Annotated in this window: 30 protein-coding genes; 18 read left to right on the forward strand and 12 right to left on the reverse strand. The window is 63.2% G+C overall.

Annotated elements, in window-relative coordinates; genetic code table 11:
* Both B5D38_RS19755 and B5D38_RS19760 read right to left on the reverse strand, forming a co-directional pair.
* Positions 1 to 690 (reverse strand): uracil-DNA glycosylase, encoded by a 690-nt coding sequence (locus tag B5D38_RS19755; RefSeq protein WP_116002863.1) that lies wholly within the window; start codon positions 688 to 690, stop codon positions 1 to 3.
* Positions 687 to 1,277 carry a LabA-like NYN domain-containing protein gene (locus B5D38_RS19760; protein ID WP_078710181.1) on the reverse strand — a complete coding sequence of 197 codons (591 nt, stop codon included), beginning with the start codon at positions 1,275 to 1,277 and terminating at the stop codon, positions 687 to 689. Before B5D38_RS19760 ends, B5D38_RS19755 begins: the two co-directional genes overlap by 4 nt.
* A gap of 262 nt (positions 1,278 to 1,539) precedes the next feature.
* Between B5D38_RS19760 and rpoZ the strand changes: the two genes are divergently transcribed.
* From rpoZ to recO, 8 genes are all read left to right on the forward strand, one after another.
* A complete protein-coding gene (rpoZ, locus tag B5D38_RS19765) occupies positions 1,540 to 1,953 on the forward strand; it encodes a DNA-directed RNA polymerase subunit omega (RefSeq protein WP_078710182.1) in 414 nt (137 codons plus the stop codon).
* A 111-nt stretch (positions 1,954 to 2,064) separates the two neighbouring features.
* Positions 2,065 to 4,281 (forward strand): RelA/SpoT family protein, encoded by a 2,217-nt coding sequence (locus B5D38_RS19770; RefSeq protein WP_078710183.1) that lies wholly within the window; start codon positions 2,065 to 2,067, stop codon positions 4,279 to 4,281.
* 262 nt (positions 4,282 to 4,543) lie between these two features.
* On the forward strand, positions 4,544 to 5,131 hold the full coding sequence (locus tag B5D38_RS19775) for a DUF2062 domain-containing protein (RefSeq protein WP_078710184.1): 588 nt from the start codon (positions 4,544 to 4,546) through the stop codon (positions 5,129 to 5,131).
* The gene (gene acpS, locus B5D38_RS19780; RefSeq protein WP_078710185.1) at positions 5,128 to 5,529 is read left to right on the forward strand and encodes a holo-ACP synthase; all 402 of its coding nucleotides are present in this window, start codon (positions 5,128 to 5,130) and stop codon (positions 5,527 to 5,529) included. Before B5D38_RS19775 ends, acpS begins: the two co-directional genes overlap by 4 nt.
* Before the next feature lie 97 nt (positions 5,530 to 5,626).
* Positions 5,627 to 6,361 carry a signal peptidase I gene (lepB, locus tag B5D38_RS19785; RefSeq protein WP_078710186.1) on the forward strand — a complete coding sequence of 245 codons (735 nt, stop codon included), beginning with the start codon at positions 5,627 to 5,629 and terminating at the stop codon, positions 6,359 to 6,361.
* The gene (gene rnc / locus B5D38_RS19790; RefSeq protein WP_078710243.1) at positions 6,349 to 7,050 is read left to right on the forward strand and encodes a ribonuclease III; all 702 of its coding nucleotides are present in this window, start codon (positions 6,349 to 6,351) and stop codon (positions 7,048 to 7,050) included. The genes lepB and rnc overlap by 13 nt, the downstream gene beginning before the upstream one ends.
* Positions 7,047 to 7,994: a GTPase Era gene (era, locus tag B5D38_RS19795; RefSeq protein WP_425349347.1), complete on the forward strand. Its 948-nt coding sequence runs from the start codon at positions 7,047 to 7,049 to the stop codon at positions 7,992 to 7,994. Before rnc ends, era begins: the two co-directional genes overlap by 4 nt.
* Before the next feature lie 51 nt (positions 7,995 to 8,045).
* Positions 8,046 to 8,825, forward strand: coding sequence for a DNA repair protein RecO (recO, locus tag B5D38_RS19800; RefSeq protein WP_078710187.1), 780 nt, complete (start codon positions 8,046 to 8,048; stop codon positions 8,823 to 8,825).
* On the opposite strand, the gene B5D38_RS19805 is transcribed toward recO, so the two are convergent.
* The 3 genes from B5D38_RS19805 to ygfZ are packed head-to-tail and all read right to left on the reverse strand — an operon-like array spanning position 8,822 to position 10,822.
* Positions 8,822 to 9,337: a tyrosine phosphatase family protein gene (locus B5D38_RS19805; RefSeq protein ID WP_078710188.1), complete on the reverse strand. Its 516-nt coding sequence runs from the start codon at positions 9,335 to 9,337 to the stop codon at positions 8,822 to 8,824. The two genes, recO and B5D38_RS19805, sit on opposite strands and share 4 nt — an antisense overlap.
* 31 nt (positions 9,338 to 9,368) lie before the next feature.
* The gene (locus B5D38_RS19810) at positions 9,369 to 9,980 is read right to left on the reverse strand and encodes an HD domain-containing protein (protein WP_078710189.1); all 612 of its coding nucleotides are present in this window, start codon (positions 9,978 to 9,980) and stop codon (positions 9,369 to 9,371) included.
* Complete coding sequence (gene ygfZ, locus B5D38_RS19815) at positions 9,977 to 10,822, reverse strand: CAF17-like 4Fe-4S cluster assembly/insertion protein YgfZ (RefSeq protein ID WP_078710190.1); 846 nt, start codon at positions 10,820 to 10,822, stop codon at positions 9,977 to 9,979. Before ygfZ ends, B5D38_RS19810 begins: the two co-directional genes overlap by 4 nt.
* Positions 10,823 to 11,189: 367 nt before the next feature.
* Here ygfZ and B5D38_RS19820 point away from each other — a divergent pair, with 367 nt between their 5' ends.
* Together B5D38_RS19820 and B5D38_RS22880 are read left to right on the forward strand one after the other, a co-directional pair.
* On the forward strand, positions 11,190 to 11,441 hold the full coding sequence (locus B5D38_RS19820) for a hypothetical protein (protein ID WP_131829977.1): 252 nt from the start codon (positions 11,190 to 11,192) through the stop codon (positions 11,439 to 11,441).
* A 153-nt stretch (positions 11,442 to 11,594) separates the two neighbouring features.
* Positions 11,595 to 12,932, forward strand: coding sequence for a PhzF family phenazine biosynthesis isomerase (locus B5D38_RS22880; protein WP_425349348.1), 1,338 nt, complete (start codon positions 11,595 to 11,597; stop codon positions 12,930 to 12,932).
* Between the two features lie 12 nt (positions 12,933 to 12,944).
* Here B5D38_RS22880 and B5D38_RS19830 read toward each other — a convergent pair whose 3' ends face one another.
* The 4 genes from B5D38_RS19830 to B5D38_RS19845 all read right to left on the reverse strand — a co-directional run bounded on the left by B5D38_RS19830 (position 12,945) and on the right by B5D38_RS19845 (position 15,155).
* Positions 12,945 to 13,733, reverse strand: coding sequence for a hypothetical protein (locus tag B5D38_RS19830; protein ID WP_245319413.1), 789 nt, complete (start codon positions 13,731 to 13,733; stop codon positions 12,945 to 12,947).
* A 47-nt stretch (positions 13,734 to 13,780) separates the two neighbouring features.
* A complete protein-coding gene (locus B5D38_RS19835) occupies positions 13,781 to 14,041 on the reverse strand; it encodes a hypothetical protein (RefSeq protein ID WP_078710193.1) in 261 nt (86 codons plus the stop codon).
* A gap of 103 nt (positions 14,042 to 14,144) precedes the next feature.
* On the reverse strand, positions 14,145 to 14,594 hold the full coding sequence (locus B5D38_RS22765) for a TIGR02301 family protein (RefSeq protein ID WP_078710194.1): 450 nt from the start codon (positions 14,592 to 14,594) through the stop codon (positions 14,145 to 14,147).
* A gap of 93 nt (positions 14,595 to 14,687) precedes the next feature.
* Positions 14,688 to 15,155, reverse strand: a complete 468-nt coding sequence (locus tag B5D38_RS19845) for an NUDIX hydrolase (protein ID WP_207553003.1) — start codon at positions 15,153 to 15,155, stop codon at positions 14,688 to 14,690.
* A 49-nt stretch (positions 15,156 to 15,204) separates the two neighbouring features.
* Here B5D38_RS19845 and B5D38_RS19850 point away from each other — a divergent pair, with 49 nt between their 5' ends.
* Genes B5D38_RS19850 through B5D38_RS19860 form a run of 3 tightly spaced genes read left to right on the forward strand, consistent with a single transcriptional unit; the run spans position 15,205 to position 17,721 of the window.
* Complete coding sequence (locus tag B5D38_RS19850; protein ID WP_078710196.1) at positions 15,205 to 15,981, forward strand: SOS response-associated peptidase; 777 nt, start codon at positions 15,205 to 15,207, stop codon at positions 15,979 to 15,981.
* A gap of 43 nt (positions 15,982 to 16,024) precedes the next feature.
* Positions 16,025 to 17,062, forward strand: a complete 1,038-nt coding sequence (locus tag B5D38_RS19855) for a M42 family metallopeptidase (protein ID WP_078710197.1) — start codon at positions 16,025 to 16,027, stop codon at positions 17,060 to 17,062.
* A gap of 47 nt (positions 17,063 to 17,109) precedes the next feature.
* Complete coding sequence (locus B5D38_RS19860) at positions 17,110 to 17,721, forward strand: LysE/ArgO family amino acid transporter (protein WP_078710198.1); 612 nt, start codon at positions 17,110 to 17,112, stop codon at positions 17,719 to 17,721.
* Here the strand turns inward: B5D38_RS19860 and B5D38_RS19865 are convergent.
* Complete coding sequence (locus B5D38_RS19865; protein ID WP_078710199.1) at positions 17,704 to 17,895, reverse strand: hypothetical protein; 192 nt, start codon at positions 17,893 to 17,895, stop codon at positions 17,704 to 17,706. The genes B5D38_RS19860 and B5D38_RS19865 overlap by 18 nt on opposite strands.
* A gap of 348 nt (positions 17,896 to 18,243) precedes the next feature.
* Between B5D38_RS19865 and cysS the strand changes: the two genes are divergently transcribed.
* From cysS to rarD, 4 genes are all read left to right on the forward strand, one after another.
* Complete coding sequence (gene cysS / locus B5D38_RS19870; protein ID WP_078710245.1) at positions 18,244 to 19,737, forward strand: cysteine--tRNA ligase; 1,494 nt, start codon at positions 18,244 to 18,246, stop codon at positions 19,735 to 19,737.
* Entirely contained in the window at positions 19,734 to 20,687 is a 954-nt protein-coding gene (gene pip, locus B5D38_RS19875) for a prolyl aminopeptidase (RefSeq protein WP_078710200.1), read from the forward strand. Before cysS ends, pip begins: the two co-directional genes overlap by 4 nt.
* Positions 20,688 to 20,747: 60 nt before the next feature.
* On the forward strand, positions 20,748 to 21,236 hold the full coding sequence (locus B5D38_RS19880; RefSeq protein ID WP_078710201.1) for a GFA family protein: 489 nt from the start codon (positions 20,748 to 20,750) through the stop codon (positions 21,234 to 21,236).
* A gap of 122 nt (positions 21,237 to 21,358) precedes the next feature.
* Positions 21,359 to 22,294 carry an EamA family transporter RarD gene (gene rarD / locus B5D38_RS19885; RefSeq protein ID WP_078710202.1) on the forward strand — a complete coding sequence of 312 codons (936 nt, stop codon included), beginning with the start codon at positions 21,359 to 21,361 and terminating at the stop codon, positions 22,292 to 22,294.
* A 26-nt stretch (positions 22,295 to 22,320) separates the two neighbouring features.
* Here the strand turns inward: rarD and B5D38_RS19890 are convergent, their stop codons facing one another.
* A complete protein-coding gene (locus B5D38_RS19890) occupies positions 22,321 to 22,926 on the reverse strand; it encodes an LOG family protein (protein WP_078710203.1) in 606 nt (201 codons plus the stop codon).
* Between the two features lie 110 nt (positions 22,927 to 23,036).
* Complete coding sequence (locus B5D38_RS19895) at positions 23,037 to 23,897, reverse strand: D-amino-acid transaminase (RefSeq protein WP_078710204.1); 861 nt, start codon at positions 23,895 to 23,897, stop codon at positions 23,037 to 23,039.
* A 313-nt stretch (positions 23,898 to 24,210) separates the two neighbouring features.
* Between B5D38_RS19895 and xylA the strand changes: the two genes are divergently transcribed.
* Complete coding sequence (gene xylA / locus B5D38_RS19900) at positions 24,211 to 25,524, forward strand: xylose isomerase (protein ID WP_078710205.1); 1,314 nt, start codon at positions 24,211 to 24,213, stop codon at positions 25,522 to 25,524.
* Positions 25,525 to 25,664: the final 140 nt, after the last annotated feature.

The following is a 25,664-nucleotide window of genomic DNA, read 5'->3' on the forward strand; positions in this document are numbered from 1 at the left end:
TTATTTGCCCAGGAACGCCGCCGCCGCCGCAAAGACGGAGGTGAACATCTCCTCGGTCAGGCGTCCGGTGTTCGTGTTGTAGCGTGAGCAGTGATAGCTGGAGAAAAGCCGAAGGCCGCCGATCTCGTGCTCGCCCCCGTGGGAGAACGGCGCGGCGGACGGCTTGGCGCCAAGCGCGCGCACGGCCGATTCATGGGCGATGCGCCCCAGCGTGACGATCGCTGAAAGGTTGCCGAAGGTCGCGAGATTAGGCACGAGAAACTGCCGGCAGGTGTTGATCTCGGCTCCTGTCGGCTTGTTCTCTGGCGGAACGCACCGCACCGAATTGACGATCGCCAGATCGTACAGTTCGAGCCCGTCATCGACACGAGCATCGAAGCGATCGTTGGCAAAACCGAAGCGGGCCAGCGTGCGATAGAGAAGATCACCGGCGTAATCGCCGGTAAACGGCCGGCCCGTGCGATTGGCGCCGCGCAATCCCGGCGCCAATCCAACGATGGCGATGCGCACGGCGTCGGGGCCGTCGACCGGAAGGAAGGCGGGCACCGGCGAGTTGAACCAATCCGGCTCGCGCGTCCGCCATTCCTGGCGGAAGGCCGCGAGCCTTGGACAGAGCGGGCAATCGGGCGGCGGCTCCGTCGGCGCGGCCGCCTGATCTGCTGAAATCTGGCGAAAAGCGTCGACCGTCACAGATCCTCGTCCGCATCCGCATCGGCTTCTGCCCGCCGGGCAAGGCGCGCCTCGCGCTCCGCCGGGTCGCGCCCGATTTCGCTCTTTAGTGCCTGGAGATCGATGAAATGATCGGCCTGGCGCCGCAACTCGTCGGAAATCATCGGTGGCTGAGTGGCGAGGGTGGACACCACCGAAACCTTGCGGCCCTTGCGCTGGAGTGCTTCGACCAGAGGCCGAAAATCGCCGTCGCCGGAGAACAGCACAAAATGATCGACGGTCTCGGCGAGCTCCATCGCATCGATGCAGAGCTCTATGTCCATATTGCCCTTCACCTTTCGGCGCCCGGCCTGATCGGTGAATTCCTTGGCGGGCTTGGTGACGAGGTGATAGCCGTTATAGTCGAGCCAATCGATCAGCGGTCGGATCGAGGAATATTCCTGATCTTCGATAAGAGCCGTATAGTAATAGGCCCGCAGAAGGTAGCCGCGTCGCTGAAAGGCGGTCAGCATCTTCTTGTAATCGATGTCGAACCCGAGACTTCTTGAAGCCGCGTATAAATTAGCCCCGTCAATGAAAAGTGCGATTTTCTCGCGCGCATCGAACATGTTTGTCTTTCTTATTCTATCCGGTCGGATGAGCGTTGGGCAGGCCGCTGGCGGGCTGTCGTGTGGACGGGCCCGCATCCTGCCGACATGAGCATAATCATAAGCCGCCTTCGTGCCAACATGATGGTGCGTACTGCCGCTATAGCGAAGAAATTCCGGGCATCCGCGAGTTCGTTGGCGATGGGCGGTCTTGTGCGGGGCGCGCGGAACGGTTACATGAGCGGCTTCAAGCTTTTTGCAAGTCGCATTCGAGGAGACAGGCATGGCCCGCGTCACCGTAGAAGATTGTGTCGACAAGGTCGAAAATCGGTTCGAGCTCGTGCTTTTGGCGAGCCACCGCTCGCGCATGATCTCTCAGGGGCAACCGATTACCATCGATCGCGACAACGATAAGAATCCCGTGGTCGCCCTTCGCGAGATCGCCGATGAGACGGTCTCGACCGAGGACCTGAAGGAAGAGCTGATCCACTCGTTGCAGAAGCATGTCGAGGTGGATGAGCCGGAGCCGCAAGCACCTGCGCAGCCGACGGCCGGTGTGCCTCAGATCACCGCTGAGAGCACCCAGGCGGCGGCCGACGAGCCCGACGAAAACCTCGCTTTCGACCGCATGTCGGAGGAGGAGCTGCTAGCCGGTATCGAAAGCCTCGTTCCGCCTGAAAAGAACGACGAGTATTGATGACAGGGGCCGCCGAGACTTTCGGATCGACGGCGACGCAGCTTATATATTGAGGGATGGTTCGGCTCGGCCGGGCCGTCCCTTTTGCTTTGATGGGTCGTTTCTCCAGCGATGATGCGCCAATACGAACTCGTCGAGAAAGTGGCCGCCTATAAGCCCGACCTCGACGAGGGTCTCCTCAACCGGGCTTATGTCTACGCCATGCAGAAGCATGGCTCGCAAAAGCGCGCGAGCGGCGATCCCTATTTCTCCCATCCGCTCGAAGTGGCGGCGATCCTCACCGACATGCACCTGGACGAGGCGACCATTGCCGTCGCGCTCCTGCATGACACGATCGAGGATACCGACGCGACACGCAAGGAGATCGACCAGCTCTTCGGCGCCAGGATCGGCCAGCTTGTCGAGGGCCTGACCAAGCTGAAGCGGCTCGACCTCGTCTCGAAGAAGGCCGAGCAGGCGGAGAATCTGCGCCGGCTGCTGCTCGCTATCGCCGACGACATCCGGGTGCTCCTGGTCAAGCTCGCCGACCGGCTGCACAACATGCGCACGCTCCACTACATGAAGCCGGAGAAGCGCCTCAGGATCGCCCAGGAGACGATGGATATCTATGCGCCCCTGGCCGGGCGCATGGGCATGCAGGACATGCGCGAGGAGCTCGAGAACCTCGCGTTCCGACACGTTAATCCCGAGGCCTATCAGACTATCACGGCGCGTCTCGAGGAACTGCGCGAGCGCCATGCCGCCACGATCGCCAAGATCGAGGAGGACCTCACCCAGAAGCTCAAGGAAAACGGCATCGAGGCAGAGGTCTCCGGGCGCCAGAAGAAGCCCTATTCGGTGTTCTCGAAGATGCAGCGCAAGGCGATGTCGCTGGAGCAGCTGTCCGATATCTTCGGCTTTCGGGTGCTCGTCGCCACCGAGGACGAGTGCTACCGAACGCTCGGCATCGTCCATCGCAGTTGGCCCAACGTGCCGGGACGCTTCAAGGACTACATCTCGACCCCGAAGCAGAACGACTATCGCTCGATCCATACGACGATCGTCGGGCCGTCCCGCCAGCGTGTCGAGCTGCAGATCCGCACCCACGAGATGCACGAGATCGCCGAATACGGCATCGCCGCCCATTCGATCTATAAGGACACGGTGAACGGGCAGCTGCGCGGCCCACACTCCAACGAGTCCAACGCCTATGCCTGGCTGCGCAAGACGATCGATCTCCTGACGGAAGGCGACAATCCTGAGGAGTTTCTCGAGCACACCAAGCTGGAGCTGTTCCAGGACCAGGTCTTCTGCTTCACGCCGAAGGGCCGGCTTATCGCGCTTCCGCGCGGTGCGACGCCCATCGACTTCGCCTACGCGGTTCATACCGACATCGGCGACACCTGCGTCGGCTGCAAGATCGACGGGCGGATCATGCCGCTCATGACCGAGCTCGCCAACGGCGACGAGGTGGAAATCATCTGCTCCAAGGCTGCGACCCCGCCGCAGGCCTGGGAAAATGTGGCTGTGACCGGCAAGGCACGCGCGGCGATCCGCCGCGCCACGCGCAATTCCATTCGTCGGCAGTATTCGGGCCTGGGCCAGCAGATCCTGGAGCGCGCGTTCGCGCGGTCCGGCAAGGGGTTTTCGCGGGAAGGGCTGAAGCCGTTCGTTTCCAAGCTGGGCTATCGCGAGATCGAGGACGCGCTGGCCGCGGTCGGGCGCGGCGATCTGGTGTCCGCCGATGTCTTCAAGGCGGTGTACCCCGATTTCCAGGACAACCGGGCGACCAAATCGCCGGCTCGGCCCGAGGAGGACGGGTGGTTCAACCTGCGCACGGCAGCCGGGATGATCTTTAAGCTGCCCGGGCGCAATCGACATCCCGATCTTCACGACAAGCATGCCATTCCCATTCGAGGCGCGGGCGACGATCTGCCGGTGCGCTTTGGTCCCGACGGGGCGGTGCCGGGCGATCGGATCGTCGGCATCATCGAGCCGGGGCGGGGCATCACCATCTATCCCATCCAGTCGCCGGCGCTGGTCGCCTTCGACGACGAACCGGACCGGTGGGTGGACGTGCGTTGGGACATCGACGAAAGCACCACCACGCGCTTTCCGGCGAGGGTCAGGGTATCGGCCATCAACGAGCCGGGTGTCCTGGCCGGCGTGGCGGAAACGATCGCCGCCAACGACGCCAATATCCACGGCCTTTCCATGGTGACGACAGCGCCCGACGTCTCGTCGATGATGATCGATCTCGAGGTCTGGGACCTTCAGCACCTCAACCGCACGGTCAATCAACTTCGCTCCAAACCGTTTGTGACCGAGGCAATTCGCGTAAATGGTTGATGCTGCCGCAATTGGTGGCTACAGCGCTCCTACGAACGACAGATGCTGGTCTTCCTAACGTCGACGCGCGGGAACCGACTGGATCGTGAAGATCTGGGTCGGGTGCCACGAGACGTTTACCCAGGTATGGCAGGGTCGTCGTGATATCGGCCAACCAGGAGCTTCAACCTCCAGGGCCAGTATCGTCTTGTGGCGAACGAGCTGCTGATATTCCCTTCGGGGCGTCCGCTCGTCGTGTGTCGTAATTGGGGGCGCAGACTCGATGCTGTTTCGGCGAAGGCAGCCGGAAGATTTCTGGTCACGGGTCAAGGTCATGATGTGGCCGCGGCGATCCTGGCAGCGCTCGTTCAGCTATTTCAAGAAGCGCGTCCTGAGGCTGAACGCGACGCCGCATGCGATCGCGGCAGGGTTCGCCGCAGGCGTGTTTGCCTCTTTCACGCCATTTATCGGCTTCCACTTCGTTATGTCGTTCGTGATCGCCTACCTTCTGGCGGGCAATCTCGCCGCCGCGGCTCTCGGCACCGTCATTGGAAACCCCGTGACGTTTCCTGCGATCTGGGCCTCCACCTATGAGATCGGGCGCCTCGTTCTTGCGCCCGACATTCTTTCCAGGGCGCCGGAGAACTTCGGCCATCTTCTTCGGCATCTCGACTTCTTCGCTCTTTGGCAGCCGCTCTTGAAACCGATGCTGATCGGCGCTTTCATTGAAGGCGGAGTGGTTGCGCTCATCGCTTATGGCATCGTCTATTGGGCGGTGAGGCGCTTTCGCCGCCATCGCGCGCGCCGCATCCTGGCGCGACGAGGCGGCGTGGCGAATATCGCGGCTCTCGACCCGGATCCCGCACCATGATCGTTGGCATCGGCAGCGACCTCATCGACATTCGGCGTATCGAGCGCGCGCTGGAGCGCCATGGCGCGCGCTTCATCCAGCGCGTCTTCACCCCGGTCGAAGAGGCGAAGTCGGAAAGGCGCCGGATGCGCGCGGCCTCCTACGCCAAGCGTTTTGCCGCCAAGGAAGCCTGCGCCAAGGCTCTCGGGACGGGCTTTTCGCAAGGCGTCTTTTGGCGCGACATGGGCGTGGTCAACCAGCCATGGGGCGCGCCGACCATGGCTTTGACCGGTGGGGCTCTGGAGCGGCTCACCAAACTCGTTCCGGCGGGGCACGAGCCAGCAATACACGTGACCATCACGGACGATCATCCGTGGGCGCAGGCTTTTGTGATCATCGAGGCGCTTCCCAAGCGCTGAAGAGAAAATCGCCGGTTCATTCCACGTTGCTCCCTTGCGCGGGAGCCGCTAGAAGGCCGCAGGCACGGTGCGGCGACGCTATAGAGAAGGACTTCGCATGGTCGAGCAGGCCGAACGCAGAGAAAAGGGCGGTTTCGGCGAAACTGTGAAAGTGATTGTGCAGGCGCTTCTCCTGGCGCTGGTCATTCGCACTTTCCTGTTTCAGCCTTTCTCGATTCCGTCCGGCTCGATGATGCCGACGCTCCTGGTTGGGGATTATCTGTTCGTCAGCAAGTGGAGCTACGGCTACAGCCACTTCTCTCTGCCGCTCTCGCCCGATCTCTTCTCGGGCCGCATCCTGGCGTCAGAGCCGGAGCGGGGCGACATCGTCGTCTTCCGCAAGCCGAACGAGGTCGACACCGACTACATCAAGCGCTTGATCGGGCTGCCCGGCGATCGGGTGCAGATGCGCAACGGCGTTCTGTACCTGAACGATGAGCCGGTGAAGCGCGAGCCGGCCGGCATGTTCATCGCCGACGACGGAACAGAGGTGCAGCAGTATCGTGAGACCCTGCCGAACGGCGTCTCCTACATCACGCTTGACCTCAATCCGAACTCGACCGCCGACAACACGCGCGAATTCCTCGTGCCCGCCGGACATTACTTCATGATGGGCGACAATCGGGACAACTCTCTCGACAGCCGCTTTGATGTCGGTTACGTGCCCTTTGAGAACCTCGTGGGCAAAGCCCGAGTGATCTTTTTCTCGATCGAAGGCGACGATTCGCCGTTTGAAATTTGGAAATGGCCGACCGAACTCAGGCCGAGCCGCATCTTCACATGGCTCGGGTAGAACACTCTCTCACAGATCTCGAAAAGCGTATCGGCATCACGGTTTCGAACAAGGCCAGGCTTGAGCGCGCGCTGACGCACGCCAGCCTGAAGGCTGGCTCGACCGCCAAGAACTATGAGAGGCTGGAGTTCCTGGGCGACCGGGTGCTCGGCCTCGTCATCGCGGAACGGCTGTTCGAGATGTTCCCGCACGCGGCCGAGGGCGATCTTTCGCTTCGCCTCAATTCGCTGGTCTCGGCCGATGCCTGCGCGGACATCGCCGAGGAGATCGGCCTTGCCGACTTCATCCGCCACGGCGGCGACGTGAAACGGATCAAGGGCTCCCAGAGCAAGAATATCCGCGCCGACGTGGTCGAAGCGCTGATCGCCGCCATTTATCTTGATGGCGGCCTCGATGCGGCGCGCGACTTCATCGAGCGCTTCTGGAAAAGCCGTCTGGCCGGATCGAGCGCGGCGCGACGCGACGCCAAGACCGCGCTACAGGAATGGGCGCACCTCAAGACGACGGAAACCCCGCGCTATGAGGTGGTGGATCGAACCGGACCCGACCATGATCCGATGTTCACGGTGCGGGTTGTTATCGACGGGGTGAAGCCGGGCGAGGGGGCGGGACGCTCCAAGCGACTGGCAGAGCAGGACGCGGCAACGGCCGTGCTTCTGCGCGAAGGTGTCTGGAAGGACGAAACGTGAGCGAAGAGAGCGATACGGGGCAAGAAGGCGTGACGCAGAGTGAGAGCGCGCCGACGCGCTCGGGCTTCGTCGCCCTGATCGGCGCGCCCAACGCCGGCAAGTCGACTCTCGTCAATCAGCTCGTCGGAACGAAGGTTTCCATCGTCACCCACAAGGTCCAGACGACCAGGGCTCTGGTGCGCGGCATCGCCATTCGCGATCGCACCCAGATCGTCTTTGTCGATACGCCCGGCGTCTTCAAGCCGAAGCGTCGGCTGGATCGGGCGATGGTGCGCACCGCCTGGGGCGGCGCGAAGGACGCGGACGTTGTGCTCGCGCTGGTGGATGCCGATCGCGGCATCTCCGACGAGGTGGAGATGATCCTTTCCCGTCTCCGCGAGGTGCGCCAGCCGGTCGCGCTGCTTCTGAACAAGGTCGACCGGATGAAGCGCGAGCGTCTTCTGGCGCTGACCCAGGAGATCACCGACAAGGGTATTCCGTTCGATCGCGTGTTCATGATCTCCGCGCTCAACGGTTCGGGCTGCGACGACGTCATGAGCTATCTGGCGGCAACTCTGCCCGAGGGGCCATGGTACTATCCGGAAGACCAGATCACCGATCTGCCGTTGCGCCAGCTCGCGGCCGAGATCACCCGCGAAAAGCTCTATCTTCGGCTTCACGAGGAGCTCCCCTATGCCAGCACCGTCGAGACGGAGCTGTGGGAAGAGCGTCCCGATGGCTCGGTTCGGATCGAGCAGACCATCTATGTCGAGCGCGACAGCCAGAAGCGCATCGTGATCGGCCACAAGGGAGAGGTGATCAAGGCGATCGGCCAGGCAGCGCGCGCCGAGATCGCCGAGGCCGCCGAGCAGAAGGTTCACCTCTTCCTGTTCGTCAAGGTGCGTGAGAACTGGGGCGACGATCCCGAGCGCTACCGCGAGATGGGGCTCGACTTTTCGAGCTGACGTCGCTGGCGCACCGAAGATCGCGCCTGATGAGGAGAGGCGGCCCAGCCCATGGAATGGCGCGAGGAAGCGATCGTTCTTGGCGTTCGCCGCCACGGCGAAAGCAGCGTCATCACCGAGCTGATGACGCGCTCGCGCGGTCGCCATCTCGGCCTCGTGCGCGGCGGCCGCTCCCGCCGTCTGCAGCCCGTCCTCCAGCCGGGCAACCAGGTGCAAGTGACCTGGCGGGCGCGGCTCGACGAGCACATGGGCACCTTTGCCGTGGAGCCGACGGAACTGCGCGCCGCGCGCCTCATGGAAAGCAGCCTCGGGCTTCATGGCGTGCAGCTTCTTGCCGCCCACCTTCGGCTGCTGCCAGAGCGCGATCCCCATCCGCGACTCTACGACGGGTTGCGCATCATCCTCGATCATTTGGCGAGTGAAGGCGCTGGCTTGTCTGCGCTGAACCGGCGCGAGGGCATCGCCGCGGGAGAAATGATCTTGCGCTTCGAGATCGAGCTGCTGGCGGAGCTGGGCTTCGGACTTGATCTTTCCTGCTGTGCGGCGACCGGCGCGCATGACGATCTCGCCTATGTCTCGCCAAAGAGCGGGCGCGCCGTCAGCCGCGTTGCGGGCGCGCCGTGGAAGGAGAAGCTACTGCCTCTGCCGGCCTTTCTCGTGGAGGCGGTGCCTTCGAGCGCTGCGGACGTCAGCGCCGGCTTCCTTTTGACCGGCTATTTCCTCTCCCGCCATGTCTTCGAGCCGCGCGGCCTGGAGGCGCCATCGTCCCGTGATGCGTTTATCGCGGCCGTCGCCATGGATGCCTCACCGGCGGGCGAACGAGGACTTTAAAGCTCCAGCGGCAGAATGAAGGGCGTTCCCGAATAGGCGAACTCGCCGCGACCAATGGAGCGGATCGCCTCGATCATGCGGCCGCCGCGTTGAAGCTTTTCGTCGGCCAGCGCGATCATGAGAGCGTTGGGCGTTGCCGTCGGTGCTCGCCGACGCAGTTCCTTCGCCAAGGCGAGTTCATCGAGATTGGGATTGATCGACAGCGCCAGAATGTAGGCGGCCGCCGTGGAGCGGCTGATGCCGGCGAAGCAGTGGACCACCAGCGGATCGCTTCTCTCCCACCGGCTTCCGAAGGCGATGATGTCGTCGATATTCTCGGCGGTGGGATGAATGAAGCCTTCCATCGGCTCCACGATGTCATCGAAGCCGAGAAAGAGATGGCGCGCTTCCTCCACGCCCTCCGGACGCTCCACCACTGTCGTGGCGCTGATGAGTGTCAGGACATCGCGGGCCTTGTGGCTGAGAACGGTGGCGGGAAGCTCCGCCAGGGAGGAAACGACGAGATAGGTCATGGCTTTTCCTTGTTCTGTCTCGGGCTGTGGCTCAGCCACGCGCCGCGATGAGGCGGCGATCGATTTCCATGAAGCGCTCGATGAAGAGCGCTTCCACCTGGCGCGCCGGAAGCGGCTCAAACAGCGAAGCGTCCAGCGTCGCGCCGTCGGGCGATCCAAAGAAGCGGAGGGCTTCAGCGGTGGAGAAGCCGGCCAGAATCGTTGCCTCGTGATAGGCGGAGATATGATCCGCCTTCTTGATGGCCTTGTGAACCGGCTTCGGTAGTGTCGCGGGCAGGCCGAAGCGCAAGTGAATGGCGCAGGAGAGGCGCTCCTCCACCCCCTTATAGGCGCCTCCCATGATGCTCTTGAAGGGAGAGATCATGTCGCCGATCACGTATTCCGGACCGTCGTGCAGCAGCGCCGCCATGCACCAGCGGGGATCATCCTCTCTGTCGGCCACGATGCGTTCGACCACCAGCGAGTGCTGTGCCACCGAAAAGGCGAAATCACCCGTCGTCTGGCCGTTCCAGCGGGCGACGCGCGCAAGGCCATGGGCGATGTCGGAAATCTCGATATCGAGCGGCGAGGGATCGATGAGGTCTAGCCGCCGGCCCGACAGCATGCGCTGCCAGACCCGCGCCGAATCGTCCGAACGGCTCATTCCACTTCGCTACCGGTGCTGGAATCAATGCTGAAGGCCGCGCCGGGCGGAACGGAGGCCGAGACCTGAACCTCTCCGGCAAAAACGTCGACGCCCGCCGCCCGAGCCTCGCCGAGCCGGTCGGTTCGCACCAGCGCGAGCCCATGTGCCCCCGAGGCAGCCAGCACGGTTCCGATCGAGCGCTCGCCGGCCTTAACGTCGGCGCCGCGGGCGATCTCCTGCCCACCCTCAAGGATCACCAGCCTGCGGCGGGCCGTGCCGCGATGTTCCATGCGGGAGACGACCTCCTGACCGACGAAGCACCCCTTCTTGAAGGAGACGCCGCGATTTTGATCCATCAGCACGTCGTGGGGGAAGACCTCGTCGCCCGAGAAGTCGGAACCGGCCTCGGCGACGCCGGCCAGAATGCGGTGGCGAAGAAACTCTTCCTCGGAAGCCTCGGAAATGCCGAGCGGCGGCGAAGCGTAAAGGCGCGCCGTCGTCCCGCGGAAAAACCGCCGGTCGAGAAGCGCCTGCTCAGGCAAGGCGCTTTCATCCCATACCGCGAAAACCGGCTCATCCCGCGCCTCAATCTGCACCTTGGCGCGCAGGCGGTAGAGCGTCAGGCGCTTGGCGAACGGATCACGAAGGTCCCACGCGCAGTCGATGCGAAAGCCCTGCTCGGTTCGGCTTACCAGGCAATCGAACATGATCTTGCCCTGTGGCGTCAGAAGCGCGGCCGGCACTGCTTCGCCCGGCGCAACCTTTTCCACATCGGCGGTGAGGATCGACTGAAGAAAGTGCTCGGCATCCTCGCCGGTGACGGTCGAGAGGGATCGGTCGGAGAGACGGGCATAGGGCATGGCTTAAAGCTCGGCTGGTCGGCGGACTTTGAGGCGCGCGGGCGCGACAGGCCGCGTTTCTGGCGGCATCCTCTCCGGTGGAAGGGCGGCGAACGCACGCGACGCGCCAACGAGGACGCAACCTAGGTAGCTCTCCTCCCGCCAAGCGGCAAGCGTCGTCCATCGAACCGCCGCCAGTCCGAGGATGAGGAATGTGAATATTCCTTCGATCCTCATCTTTTACGTCAACCTCGGGTTCACACGACACCGGTTAGGATGAAAAGGCGTCGCGGAGCAGTCTCTGCGACCATGGAGAACTTGAGCGAGGTCCGGCCAGGAGGGATTGGAAAGGCGAAATCTGCGGCCGGCGCCCACTATGGAGGAAAGCATGTCCGAACGCTGGCGGTTTGTCCGAGGTATTCCCGTGAAGGTGGAATGCGCCGTCGCCAGCGACATCGTCATGCGCACCTCCAACGAGACCTTGCTCATCTATGAGCCGGCTGCTCCCGCACGAAGCGAGGAGATCACGCGCACGAAGCCTTTGGTCGTTCGCCTGCCGCGCGAATGGCTCCCATATCTAAGAACACGTGGCGCGGAGAACTGCGAGGTCGCCGTGCCAACGTTGCCGTCGCGAAAATAGAACCTGCGAAGTCAATCGAGGCGAGACCGCACAACCGATCTGTCTGCGTTTCGCTCTCTGCTCGTTTTTCTATCGGATCGCTTGTCGTTGCCATGTCCGCTGTGGAATGAAAGGCAACAGGACGAAGCAGGGGCATCGGCGGGAAGAGCGACCATGGCGGATCATGAGCCACAGACGGAGCCGGATGAGGCGACCCTGGCGTTCGCCGCCCGTGTTTTTCAGGCGGTGCGCTCAGGCGATGTTGCCACGATTTCGGACTTCCTTGATCACGGGCTTCCGCCTAACCTGCGTAACGACAAGGGCGATACGCTTCTCATGCTCGCCAGCTACAACGGCCATGGCGACCTGACGCGTGTTCTTCTGGAGAAGGGGGCGGACCCGAACATCCTCAACGATCGCGGCCAGTCTCCGCTGGCTGGCGCCGCGTTCAAGGGCGAGCTTGGAATTGCCCGTCTGTTGTTGGACCATGGCGCCGCTGTGGATGGCGCCGGTCCCGATGGTCGCACGCCGCTGATGACGTCCGCGATGTTCAATCATACGGCGCTCGTCGACCTCCTGTTGGCGCGTGGAGCGGAGATCGGGGCCCGCGCGGCGGACGGCATGAACGCGCTCGGCGCGGCGGAGGCCATGGGAGCGACGGCCACAAGAAATCTGCTTCGAGAGAAGCTCGGGCTCGATGCCGGCCTGTCTCAAGGGGCAAGCGCAGTGGGGAAGACCTACCCATATTTCGTTGTCGACGCGTTCGCCGATCGGGTTTTTTCGGGCAATCCGGCGGCGGTTGTTCCTCTCGATGCCTTTCTTTCCGACGCGACGATGCAGGCCATCGCAGCCGCGAACAATCTCAGCGAAACCGCGTTCGTAGTGCCGGACGGCGAGCATCACCGCCTACGGTGGTTCACGCCGACGAAAGAGGTGCCGCTTTGCGGTCACGCGACGCTCGCCTCTGCCTTTGTACTGCGGGAGACGGGCACGCCGGGACCTTGGACATTCGAGACGGCTTCCGGTGTCCTTCGCGTTGATGAGGATGAGGATTTGCTCGTTCTCGACTTTCCCGCCTGGGAAAGCACGGCTGTAACTCTCGCGGAGGAGCTGGTCGCCGCGCTTGGCGCCACGCCGAAGGAAGTTCACCGGGCGCGCGATCTCATCTGCGTCTTCGGCAGTCCCGACCAAATCGCCGCCCTGGCGCCGGACCACCGCCGGCTCGCCGCCCTCGGCGACTTCTGCGTGATCGCCACCGCGAAAGGCGGGGAGGGGGTGGATATCACTTCACGCTATTTCGCCGCCGCTCATGGCATCGACGAGGATCCGGTGACTGGCGTCGCCCATGTCCAGCTCGCGCCCTTCTGGGCGAAGCGCATCGGAAAGAACCCGCTCATCTGCCGGCAGGCCAGCCGGCGCGGCGGCATTCTACGTGCCGAGGTGAATGGAGAGCGGGTGAGGATCGCAGGAAGGGCGGTGCTCTACGCGCGAGGCGAATTCATCCTGCCGTGATGCGCGGCAGGCTCAATCGCCCGCGACGAAAAACTGAAGCTTGCCGTCAGGCGAAATGCCGACCCGGTAGAAATTGTAGGCTCCGAACGACTTCATCTCCTCGAAGTCACCGGCGGTGACGAGCTTGAAGAGCTCGACCATCTGAGGCTTCGTCAGCTTCTCCAGCGCCATCTGCGTGAAGTACGGCCACACATAGATCTCGTCGTCCTGGCCCGGATCATTGTGGACATGGCCCGCTTCCAGGGTTTCCAGAAGAATGGCGAGGATCTCGGTGCCTTCGCCGTCGCCGGATGCCTGCTTGAGGAAGCTGATCGGGTCGGTGTCCATGTCGCCGAAAGTCAGGACCGTGCCGTCGTCTCCCGTCTCGATATAGGGACGCAGCTTTTCGATATCGCCGGTGCGGGCGATTTCCATCAGCTTGAGGCGAAGGTCGCGAACGGGCGTCGGCAGATCGGCATCGCCATAGAAGACTTCCGCTGGCTCCTCGGCCGCCGTTGCCGCCGCATCCGTGGGCGGCACCGCATCGCCCGCGCCCGGCGTCTCGGCCTTCGGCTGCTGATCCGGTTGTTGTTGGTCTTGTTGCTGCGAGGCCGGCGCAGGCTGTTTCGCGCCGTCTTCTTTCGATGCGGGAGCTGCCTGACCGGCATCCAACGGGGGCAAGGGGACCGCGATGATACCTTCCTTCGCCGTGTCAGCGTTATCCGACCCGATCTGGGAAAGCGCCTCGGCTTGAGAAGCGGCAGCCAAGGCAGTCACAAGCACGACGGCGCGCCAAGCCGCCTGACAAGGCCAATGTCGCATCATTGCCCATCCTCTTGGACTACCGCCGCCCCTCGCGGACGATCATGCTACTGAAGCAGTTCGATCGCTCGAAACTCGCCGAATTCGACTCGCTGTTGAAGTTCCTTGACGAACTCCAGGACCTCGGCTTCACCATGAAGACGGACAAGCTCCGTCAAAGCCGTCGAAATCGCCGTCTCGGCAAGGATCTCCGCCTCGATGCCGTCGGAGATACCGTCGGCCCACGCCTCATTATGATACTCGAACGCCACCTGCTTCTTTTCAGCAGCGATGACATCATCGAGCTCTGCGCCCTGCAAATCGATCATCGAAGGGTCCCCCTGAAATGACACTTACGATTCCCACCTGGTCCTGCTTTACACCATCACGAGCGACCAAATCCGCACCAACACGCGGATCATTCGGACAAAGTTAATTGCCGTACCTTGCGCTGATCTCTCGCGACAAGCTGGAGCCCTCTTTCTGATAGCGCTCAACGGCGAGTCGGGCCGCAGGCGTACAAACACGATATGTCGATTCAAAGGCGCGGTAGCCGCTGTTGAAGCTCGCCACGAGAATGCGCCGATCAGCCTCGGACGCTTTCTGAGCGGCCAAAAGCTCCGTCATCTTGTCGCGATAAAGCCTCGCGTTCGGATCGCCGCACAACGTTCTCAAGAAGTGCACCGAGCCGAGAATCGCCGATAGCCGAGCGAGAGGCGCCATATAAGGCGCGTCCGTCGCCCGTCCTTCCGGCGCTGCATCCGCCGGGGCGTTCTCGCCCGCGCCGCTGGCTTCAGCAAATGCTGGATGAAGCGTGGCGGGAAGACCAGCCACCGCGAGCCAAGCAGCAAGAGCGAGACACGACGGCCTTAGGATAAACATGGCTATGATCTGGCCTGTCCTTTACGTCAAATCAACGACTTCGGACACGTTTGCGCGAATCACTTGGCGTGTGCGCCTTTCTGGCAACAGGACTCAGGATTGCCGAAAAGCGCGCGCTGTCTGAACGATAGGGATGAGGCCGTCGGTCAGCCGGTCCGCTCTATGAAGGGCATCGAGCTCCGCAGGGGTATGGAAACGCGCGCTTCTTGCATCGTCTCCCGCCGTGGGACGCGTCGTCCCATCAACGTCCTCCAGGGCGACGAAGACGGCCAGCACGACATGAACGGCATGCTCGGGGATCAGGATCTCATGGAACTTGAGAAAGGCGAGAGCGCCAAGCGTGATCCCGGTTTCCTCGACGACCTCTCGTCGCGCGGCGGATTCGAGAGCCTCACCGAATTCCACTTTCCCGCCGGGCAGGCTGAGGATGCCGGCATAGGGCGGCTGGGAGCGCTCGACGAGGAGAATGCGCTCGCCTGAAAAAATGCAAGCGGACACGCCGAGAAGGGGGCGGGACTTTTCCATTGTCGGAATAATTGCCGTGCGGGGCGTTTGTGGCAAGCGGCGCTGCATCCTTGACAGAACAAGACGCGTCGGGCTCATCAAGCTCATGTGCGGTCGCTACGCCCTTGCCATCTCGCCCGAACTCGTCGCCGCGCTGACCGGAGTGGCTTCGGCCGCCGGCTTTCCGCCCCGCTATAACATTGCGCCGAGCCAGCCGATCCTCATCGTCATCGGCGGGCGCGAGGAGAGGCCGGATGCCGACAATGCCGAGCGTCAGCTCAGGCTCGTTCGCTGGGGGCTGGTGCCGTCCTGGGTGAAGGACCCGAAGGCCTTTCCGCTCCTCTTCAACGCCAGGTCGGAATCGGCCGCCGAGAAGAACACCTTTCGCGCGGCGCTGCGATATCGGCGTTGTCTCGTGCCGGCTTCCGGATTCTACGAATGGCAGCGCGCGGGTAAGCGCAAGCAACCGTTTCTCATCAGGCCCCGCCAGGGCGAGTTCATGGCTTTCGCCGGCCTTATGGAAACTTGGCAGGGTGCTGACGGAAGCGAGGTCGATACGGCCGCGATCCTGACCACCAGCGCCAACGCCACGCTGGCGCCGATCCATGAGCGCATGCCGGTGATCGTGCCGCCCTCCCAGTTCGGCCGGTGGCTCGACTGCCGCTCGTTCGATGCGGCGGACGTGGCCGGGCTCATGGCGCCGGCGCCGGACGATCTTCTGGAAGCGGTTGCCGTCGTCGACGCTGTCAACAGCGCCGCGCGGATGGGACCCGAGGTGCAGACGCCCGTCGATCGCGCTATGACGGAGGCCACATCGCCGAATCAGGACGAACCAGAGCCGGAAAAGCGCAAGGGCGGACCGGCGCAGGGCTCCCTGTTCTGAGCGGCCCCCGTGTCTTGTCTATCTTCAGCCGAGGTTTCGTCCCGTGAACATCGATCTTCTGAAGCGCCTTTGTGAAACGCCGGGCGTTCCCGGCCGCGAGCGTCGGGTGCGCGAGCTCATTCTGTCGGAGGTCGAGGGCCTCTTCGACGAAACGCGTGTCGATACGCTCGGCTCGCTGATCTGCACGCGCAAGGGCAAGGGCGAGAAGCCCGAGAAGGTCATGCTGCTGTGCCATATGGACGAGATCGGTTTTCTCGTCAGCCACGTGACCGACAAGGGCTTCATTCATGTCGATCCGGTCGGCGGTTTCGACCCTCGCAACCTCTTCAGCCGGCGCGTTCTGGTCTGCACCGAGACCGGCGACCATAAGGGCGTGATGAACGCCGAGGGCAAGCCGATCCACATCCAGTCGGCCGAGGAGCGCAAGAAGATGCCGGAGCCCGACGAGTTCTTCGTCGACACCGGGCATGGCGCCGCCGCCAAGGATTTCGTCCAGGTCGGCGACTACGTCGTCATGAACGAGCCCTTCGAGGAGATGGGCGAAAAGATCGTCTCGAAGGCCCTCGACAACCGCATCGCCTGTTGGCTCGGCATCGAGACGGTGCGGGCGCTGGTGGAGCAGGGGCTCGAGCATCAGTGCGAGCTGACCGTCGCCTTCACGGCGCAGGAAGAGGTGGGCTTGCGCGGGGCGCGCACCGCGTCCTTCGGTGTCCAGCCCGACATCGGCATCGGCATCGACACCACCCTTTCCTGCGATACCCCGGGCGTGCCCGAGAAGGACCAAACCACGGTCCAGGGCAAGGGCGTCGGCATCCACATGAAGGACGGCTCCTTCATCGCCGACATCGATCTCGTCCGCGAGTTCGAGGCACTGGCCAAGGAGAAGGACATCGCCCACCAGCGCACGATCCTTCATCGCGGCGGACAGGACGGCGCGGCGGTTCAGCAGACCGCGGCGGGCTCGCGGGCCGTCGGCATCGTCGTCGGCACCCGCTACATCCACACGGTCGCGGAGATGATCGACAAGCGCGATCTCGAGGCGGCGCGCGAGTTGCTCACCGCCTTCATCGCGGCGCGCTGACCTCGCATGATTCGGCGCCTGTTTGAGTTCGAGGGCGGCTGCGGGCGATGATCGCCGCAGCCGGCGCCGGCTTCGTGCTCGGCATGAGCCTGATCATCGCGATCGGGGCGCAGAACGCCTTCATCCTGCGCCAGGGGCTGGCGCGCCAGCATGTGCTTGCGCTCTGCCTGATCTGTTCGCTCTCCGACGCCGTGCTGATCGCGGCCGGCGTCGGCGGGCTTGGCAGTCTCGTCGCCGAGCGCCCAAGCCTCATCGTCGCCGTCAGCATTGGTGGCGCGGCGTTTCTCTTCACCTATGCGGCGCTGGCGCTGAAACGCGCGCTGTCGGTCGAGGCTCTAGACGCGAGAGGGAAGGGCGAGACATCGCTTGGGGCGGCTGTTGCCACCTGCCTCGCGCTCACCTTTCTCAACCCCCATGTCTATCTCGACACGGTGGTTCTCGTCGGTTCTCTTTCAGCACGCTTCGTCACTCCAGACGCAAGGCTGGCCTATGGCATAGGCGCCGCCACGGCTTCGCTGGTCTGGTTCTTCGCCCTGGGCTATGGCGCGCGGCTGCTTGTGCCGTTGTTCGCCAAGCCGCTCGCATGGCGAATCCTGGACCTTCTCATCGCGCTGGTGATGGCGGCGCTTGCCGCCAATCTCCTAGTCGAGATCGCCTGACTGCGCGCCGAGCTCGACATGCTCGTAATAACGGCCCGCATCGTTCTGCTGCTTGCAGCAGGGGTGGCTCGCGGCCGCAACGGCGGGCAGGTTGAGAGCCTGGAAATTGCTCTCAAAAGCCATGTCGCGATCACGCTGGGACTTCGATCGGAATTCGGGAGAGGTATCGCTCATGATATCAGTCCATATGCCGTTTGTCTGAACCGGTTCCTAGACGCGGGTTGCTGCGAATTGACGACGATTTCGGCATCATAGAGGCAGGACGCTGGTCCAAGTCTGACCTTGCGCCGCAACAATGATATGTTGCCGAGGCGGCGTTGCAGCTACGTCACACGATCCGGTTCCTCCAGCGGCATATCGTCCATCTTCTAGAATTGCAGGCAGGAGGAAGCTCGCCCTTTCGTGCTTCGTCCCCCGCCCTGGGGTTTGTGGTTCGCGCCTTTGGTGATAGCGCAAGGGACCAAAGACACGGCGGCGCGTCGGCAACCATGCGCTATGTCAAAGGCCGCCCAGGAGAGAGTGATGGACGACGGATACCGCGGGCTGAGGCTGTTCAACACCATGACCCGGACCAAGGAGGAGTTTCGCCCTCTGGACTGGCAGACCTCCGGCAAGCCGGAAGCCGAGCGCCGCGTGACGATGTATGTCTGCGGGCCGACCGTCTACGACTACGCCCATATCGGCAATGCCCGGCCCGTCGTCGTGTTCGACGTGCTCTTTCGGCTCCTGCGCCACCTCTATGGCGCCGATCATGTCGCCTATGCGCGCAACATCACCGACGTCGACGACAAGATCAACGCACGGGCGGCGCGCGACTATCCCGACCTTCCGCTCAACGAGGCGATCGCCAAGGTGACGTCGGCCACCGCCGAGCAGTTTCATAAGGATATCGCGGCACTCGGCGCACTGCCGCCGACCATCGAACCCCGGGCGACCGACCACATCGCCGGAATGCGTGCGATGATCGACAAGCTGGTCGAGAACGGCCATGCCTATGTCGCCGAGGGGCACGTGCTCTTCCACACGCCGTCGATGGCCGATTACGGCCAGTTGTCCCGGCGCTCGCTCGACGAGATGATCGCGGGCGCGCGGATCGAAGTGGCGAGTTACAAGAAGGACCCCTCGGATTTCGTGCTGTGGAAGCCTTCTTCCGAAGGTGAGCCCGGCTGGCCGTCGCCGGCCGGCATCGAGGGGCTTGGCCGCCCCGGTTGGCATATCGAGTGCTCGGCCATGAGCGCGGAGCATCTCGGCCCCGTCATCGATATCCACGGCGGCGGGCTTGATCTCATCTTCCCCCACCACGAGAACGAGATCGCCCAGTCGCGCTGCGCGCACGACACCGAGAGGATGGCCCAGGTCTGGATGCACAACGGCTATCTCCAGGTCGAAGGTCGCAAGATGTCGAAATCGGAAGGGAATTTCGTCACGATTGATGATGTGCTTCGAAAGCCCGTTCCTGCGCTCGTTGGGTTGAATGACGGCTCTACGCACGAAAAATATAGAAGAGCCTGGAACGGTCGAGTCGCACGGCTCGTGATGTTAATGACGCACTACCGTCAGCCGTTGGATTGGACAGACCGACAATTTTATCAGGCCTATAACGAGCTTCTAAGCTGGCATGATATTCTAGCTTTGCATAGTTATGACCATTCGGTTGAGCATGAATATGCGGACGGATTTATAGATGCGCTTTGCGATGATTTAAATATATCTGATGCAATTACAATTCTTCGTCGGCTGTATAAGGAGGGGGTTTACTGGGAGCTTGGGGCGGGCATGAAATTACTTGGGCTTTTTGACCCAGGCTTTCTCGATTGGGATTCCATTATGGTCGTCCCTGTCGATCCCGAGTTTCTCGAGAAACAGATCTCCCAACGGCTGGACTTCATCAAGGCGAAGAACTGGGCCGAGGCCGATCGCATTCGCGACGAACTTCAGGCCAAGGGCATCCAGCTCAAGGACGGCAAGGACCCGGCGACGGGCGAGCGCGTAACGACGTGGGAGGTCAAACGTTGAGCGAAACACCGTCGCTCTATCCGCCGATCGAACCCTATCGCTCCGGGCGCCTGCCGGTCAGCGGCGGGCATGAGATCTACTGGGAGCTCTGCGGCAATCCCGAAGGCAAGCCCGCCGTGTTTCTTCATGGCGGACCGGGCTCTGGCTGCAGCCCCGCCCATCGACGGCTCTTCAATCCGGCGCGCTACAACGTGCTCCTGTTCGATCAGCGCGGCTGCGGGCGCTCGATGCCGACAGGCTCTCTCGACGGCAACACCACGTGGGACCTCGTCGAGGATATCGAGCGCCTGCGCGAGCTCGCGGGCGTCGAGCGATGGCTGGTCTTCGGCGGCTCCTGGGGCGCCGCGCTGGCGCTCGCCTATGCCGAGGCCCATCCGGATCGCGCCAGCGGATTGATCTTGCGCGGCGTCTTCACCTGTCAGCGTTCGGAGCTGGACTGGTTCTATGGCGGCGGCGCGGCGAAGCTCTTTCCGGACAAGTGGGAGGAGTTTCTCCGCCCGATTGCCGAGGCGGAGCGCGGCGACCTGATCACCGCCTATCGCGAACGCCTGACTCATGCAGACCGGGCGGTGCGCCTGGAGGCCGCGCGCGCCTGGGCCGACTGGGAGGGGCAGACGGTGACGCTGCGCACACGGGCGCGCTCGGTGGGCATGCCGAGCGCCAGCGAGGCCACCATCGCCTTCTCACGGATCGAGAATCACTACTTTCTCAATCACGCCTGGCTGGAGGAGGGGCAGTTGATCCGGGACGCCGATCGCATTCGCTCGATTCCCGGCGTGATCGTACAAGGGCGCTATGACGTGGTCACGCCGGCGGTGACGAGCTGGGCACTCTCCAAGGCTTGGCCGGAGGCGGAATACCGGATGGTCGAGGGGGCCGGGCACGCATTCTCCGAGCCGGGAATTCTCGAGGAGCTGCTCGCCGCCACCGACCGCTTTGCCAGATCCTGAACGGCGCGTAGGCTGATCGGAAGCCGGAGGAGATTCCTTCCTGTTTCGACGAGGGACGCGATGACGCTCGAGAACAAGCCAGTCTACACCGGTGGTTGCCAGTGCGGCGCCGTCCGCTTTCGTATCGACGGCGCCCTTAAGAAGGCGTCCATCTGCCATTGCCGCATGTGCCAGAAGGCGTTCGGTAACTTCTTCGCGCCGCTGGTCAGCGTTCATCTCGCCGATCTCTCGTGGACGCGGGCGGAGCCCAAGCGTTTTCAATCGTCCAACAAGGTGCTTCGCGGCTTCTGTTCGGAGTGCGGGACGCCGCTGACCTACGAGGCACCGGACGGCGTCGCGCTTGCCATCGGAGCCTTCGACGACCCTTCGGCCATTCCGCCGGTGATCCAGTACGGCCTGGAGGCTAAGCTTCCCTTTGTGGATCGCCTGTGCGATCTGCCGAGCCGCTCCACCGAAGAGGATGCCGAGCAAAATCCCTATCTCGAGGGAATCGTCTCCTACCAGCAGCCCGACTTCGAGACGGATGGCACAACCGGCGACAAGCCGTGACCCGCCGCGGGACGTGCGAAAATCCATCAATAAAAATGATGGATGCCATGAAGGAAAATCGGGCTGTCGCGACGCTTTGACGCTGCTACATCTGTCGCCTTGGTCCATGGAGCGGTGACGGGATGGCGGCGGAAACAGAAGATAGGCGCGGCTTTCTCTACGCACTCGGCGCCTATGGCATCTGGGGGTTCATCCTCCCGATCTACCTCAAGAGTCTGGCCGACGTCCCTCCGCTGGAGGTCCTCGCGCACCGCATCATCTGGTCGCTGCCCGTCGCGGTTCTGATTCTCTGGTTGCAAGGTGTGCTGGGGGGCGTCTGGCGCCATTTTCGCAGCCCGCGGACGCTGGCTCTCGCGACGCTGACGGCGACACTCGTCTCCGTCAACTGGGGCACGTACATCTATGCCGTCGGAAGTGGTCAGATGGTCGCTGCGGCGCTCGGCTACTACGTGAATCCACTGCTCAACGTGGTGCTGGCCGCGATCTTTCTCGGCGAGCGGCCGACGCGAATCCAGGGCGGCGCGATTGCGCTGGCGGTGATCGGCGTCGCTGTGATGGCCGTGGAAAAGGGCGGCTTGCCGTGGCTGTCGCTCGTCCTGGCCTTGAGCTTCGGGCTCTACGGTCTGATCCGCAAGATGGTGCCGGTGGGCGCATCCGAGGGATTCTTCGTCGAGGTGACGATCCTCTTCCTGCCGTCTCTCGCCCTTCTGATGCTGGCGCCGAGCAGCGGCGGCTTCCTGGTCGACATACGGGAGACGGCGTTGCTGGTCGCCGCCGGCCCGCTCACGGCCGCGCCTCTCATCCTCTATGCCGCCGGCGCGAGGCTTCTGCGCTTCACCACGATCGGCATTCTGCAATACCTGACGCCGACCTGCGTCTTCTTCATCGCGGTGTTCGTCTATGGCGAGCCTTTCTCAGCGGGCCAGCTCGTCGCCTTCGCCTTCATCTGGAGTGCTCTGGCGCTCTATACGTACTCGCTCTTCAGCCGGAAGCGGACGGCCTCGTCGCCTGAGGCCCGCTCCGGCGACGAGGCGAGGCAACGCTGCCCCGCCGAATAGGCGATCACCCGGCGCGGGAGCGCGGATTACATCCGCTTGATGTCGTCGGAGCCTTCTTGCTCCGCCGGGTGCGGCGCTGCCGCCAGGATTGCTGGCACGATCTCTTCCGCGCGGTCGATGACGAGCGGACGCACCTGATGGGCGGTGTGGATGAAACCCGCATCGGCCATATGGTCGATGAGCCCGAGAAGCGGGTCCCAGAAGCCCGCGATATTCGCGATGGCAATGGGCTTGGCGTGGCGGCCGAGCTGGCTCCAAGTCATGATCTCGATCAGTTCCTCCAGTGTGCCGATGCCGCCCGGCAGGGCGACGAAGGCATCGGAGTGCTCGAACATCATGTGCTTGCGCTGGTGCATGTTGTCCGTGACGTGGAGTTCGTCGAGGCTGCCGAGCTCAGCCTCCGATGCTTCCTTGTGGATGAGGAAGCGCGGAATGATGCCGGTCACGGCGCCGCCGCCGCGATGCACCGCATCGGCCACAGCCCCCATGATGCCCTTGGTGCCTCCGCCATAGACGAGCCGGATACCGGCTTCGGCCATGGAGCGACCGAGTGCTTCGGCGGACGCCATATGGATGGGATCGCGGCCGGGGGAGGAGCCGCAATAGACGCAGATGGATCGAATCGTGTTCATGGATGGAAGCGTTCCCCGCAACTGCCTGTCTGGTCAAGCGAAACCGCCGGCCGTGCGCCAGGCGCGCTGGCGCTGCCCTCTCTTAAGCGTCGGCCGGCGAGTGAGTTGGATCAAATGGCCGTCTTGAGAGCGTCCTCGATATAGATCTCGCGAAGCCGGCGCGAAAGCTCGCCGGGCCGGCCTTCGCCGATGGCGGCGCCGTCGATCTCCACCACCGGCATCACGAAGAGCGAGGCCGAGGTAATGAAGGCTTCGCGCGCATTCTTCGCTTCCTCGATCGAAAAGCCGCGCTCCTCGACCTTGAGGCCCTTTTCTTCGGCAAGGCGCAGCGTCGCGGCACGCGTGATGCCGTGAAGGATCGACTGGGACTTCTCGCGAGTGACGATGGTTCCTTCCGAGGTGACGATGTAGGCGTTGTTGGAGGAGCCCTCCGTCACCAGCCCGTCGCGCACCATCCAGGCGTCGTCGACATGGGCGTGCTTGGCCGCCATCTTGGCGAGGCAGGGATAAAGAAGCTGCACCGTTTTGATGTCGCAGCGGCCCCAGCGGATGTCGTCGATCGAGATCACCTTGAGCCCCGTGCCGGCCGCAGGGTTTTCGATGACCTTCTTGGCCTGGGTGAAGAGGACGAGCGTCGGCTTGGTGTCCGCCGGAGGGAAGGCAAAATCGCGATCGCCGGCACTGCCGCGCGTCACCTGAAGATAGATCAGCCCCTCGTCGATATCGTTGCGCGTCACGAGCTCGCGGTGGATCGCCAGCATCTCCTCGTCACTCACCGGCGAGGACAGCGCCAGCTCGCCGAGGGACCGCCTCAGCCGCGCCATATGCCCGTCGAAGTCGATGAGCTTGCCCCGGACCACCGAGGTCACTTCATAGACGGCGTCGGCGAACAGAAAGCCGCGGTCGAAGATCGAGACCGTCGCCTCCTCTTCAGGCAAATAGCTGCCATTGACGTAGACGGTGCGGCTCATGAGAAACTTCCTTCTTGAGGTCGAAGCAGCGCGGGAGGATGCGCTGGACCCGATGAACTAGCGCTTCCGCAACCCCTGCTGCAAGGCGCATCTGCATCAAATTTGACAGTGCCTCGACTCTGTTCAAATCGGCGGCGTTGCGACCCGAACCGCGAAATATGCCCGCGGCGGCAGGGACGCCTCCCCCTTAACGCCTCCATTTCCCATTGTGGTCATTTCGCGACCTCTCTTGCGCAGATGAGTGCCTTGAGGTACGTACATCATCAATCGCTCGGCGCCGGTGCGGCGAGCATCATCTCAGGGAGATTCAGGCATGACGGTGACTTCGTTCTTCAATCGCCAGACGCCGGTGAAATTCGAAGGGGAGGGCTCGACCGATCCTCTCGGCTTCCGATTCTACGACAAGGACCGGATGGTCATGGGCAAGCGGATGGAGGACCATCTGCGCTTCTCCGCCGCCTATTGGCACTCGTTCACCTGGCCGGGCGGCGATCCCTTCGGCGGCGAGACATTCAACCGGCCGTGGATGCACGGCGCCGATCCGCTGGCGCTGGCCCGGCAGAAGGCCGACGTCGCCTTCGACATGTTCGAGCTGCTCGACATGCCGTTCTTCGCCTTCCATGATGTCGACGTGGCGCCGGAAGGCGCCTCGCTGAAGGAGTCGATCGCCAACCTCAACGCCATCGTCGAGATCTTCGAGAAGAAGATGGAGACGTCGAAGACGAAGCTCCTGTGGGGTACGGCGAACCTCTTCTCCAACCGCCGCTTCATGGCGGGCGCTGCCACCAACCCGGACCCCGACGTCTTCGCCTATGCCTGCGGTCAGGTGAAGGCGGCGATCGACGCCACCAAGCGCCTGAACGGCGCCAACTACGTGTGCTGGGGCGGGCGCGAAGGCTATGAGACGCTGCTCAACACCAACCTCAAGCGCGAGCTCGACCAGCTCGGCCGCTTCCTGTCCATGCTCGTCGACTACAAGCACAAGATCGGTTTCAACGGCCCGATCCTGATTGAGCCGAAGCCCAAGGAGCCGACCAAGCACCAGTACGACTACGACGTCGCGACGGTCTACGGCTTCCTGGAGCGCTACGACCTGCTCCAGGACGTTAAGGTCAATATCGAGCAGAACCACGCCATCCTCGCCGGACATTCCTTCGATCACGAGGTGCGGCTGGCCTATGCGCTCGGCATCTTCGGCTCGATCGACATCAACCGTGGCGACGATCTTCTCGGCTGGGACACCGACCAGTTCGCGATGAACGTCGGCGAACTGACGCTGCTGATGCACGAGATCCTGAAGCACGGCGGCTTCACCACCGGCGGCATGAACTTCGATGCCAAGATCCGTCGCCAGTCGATCGATCCGGACGACCTCCTGATCGCGCACGTTGCCTCGATGGACGCCGCCGCGCGCGGCCTGCTCGCGGCGGAGAAGATGCTCGCCGACAAGGCGCTCGAAGGCCCGGTCGCCGCGCGCTATGCCGGCTGGGACGAGGCCGAGGGCAAGGCCGTGCTCGCTGGCGAGCGCAGCCTGGAGCAGGTGGCTGAGCGCGCGCTCGGGCTCAACCCGCAGCCGCGCTCCGGTCGCCAGGAGTATCTTGAGGGCGTGCTCAACCGCTACGTCTGAGCAGCGCGTAAAATCCTGCACGACCTTCGGAAAAAGATGCCGAGCCGGACAGGATCAAGTGCGTTAAGCGAAGGGGGAAAGCCCTTCGCTCATCGCCGAGAGGAGATGGCTGGCCTTCGCCGCGCCAGACGCGGCGAAGC

The organism is Consotaella salsifontis (genome assembly GCF_900167365.1).
Classification (GTDB): Bacteria; Pseudomonadota; Alphaproteobacteria; order Rhizobiales; family Rhizobiaceae; genus Consotaella; species Consotaella salsifontis.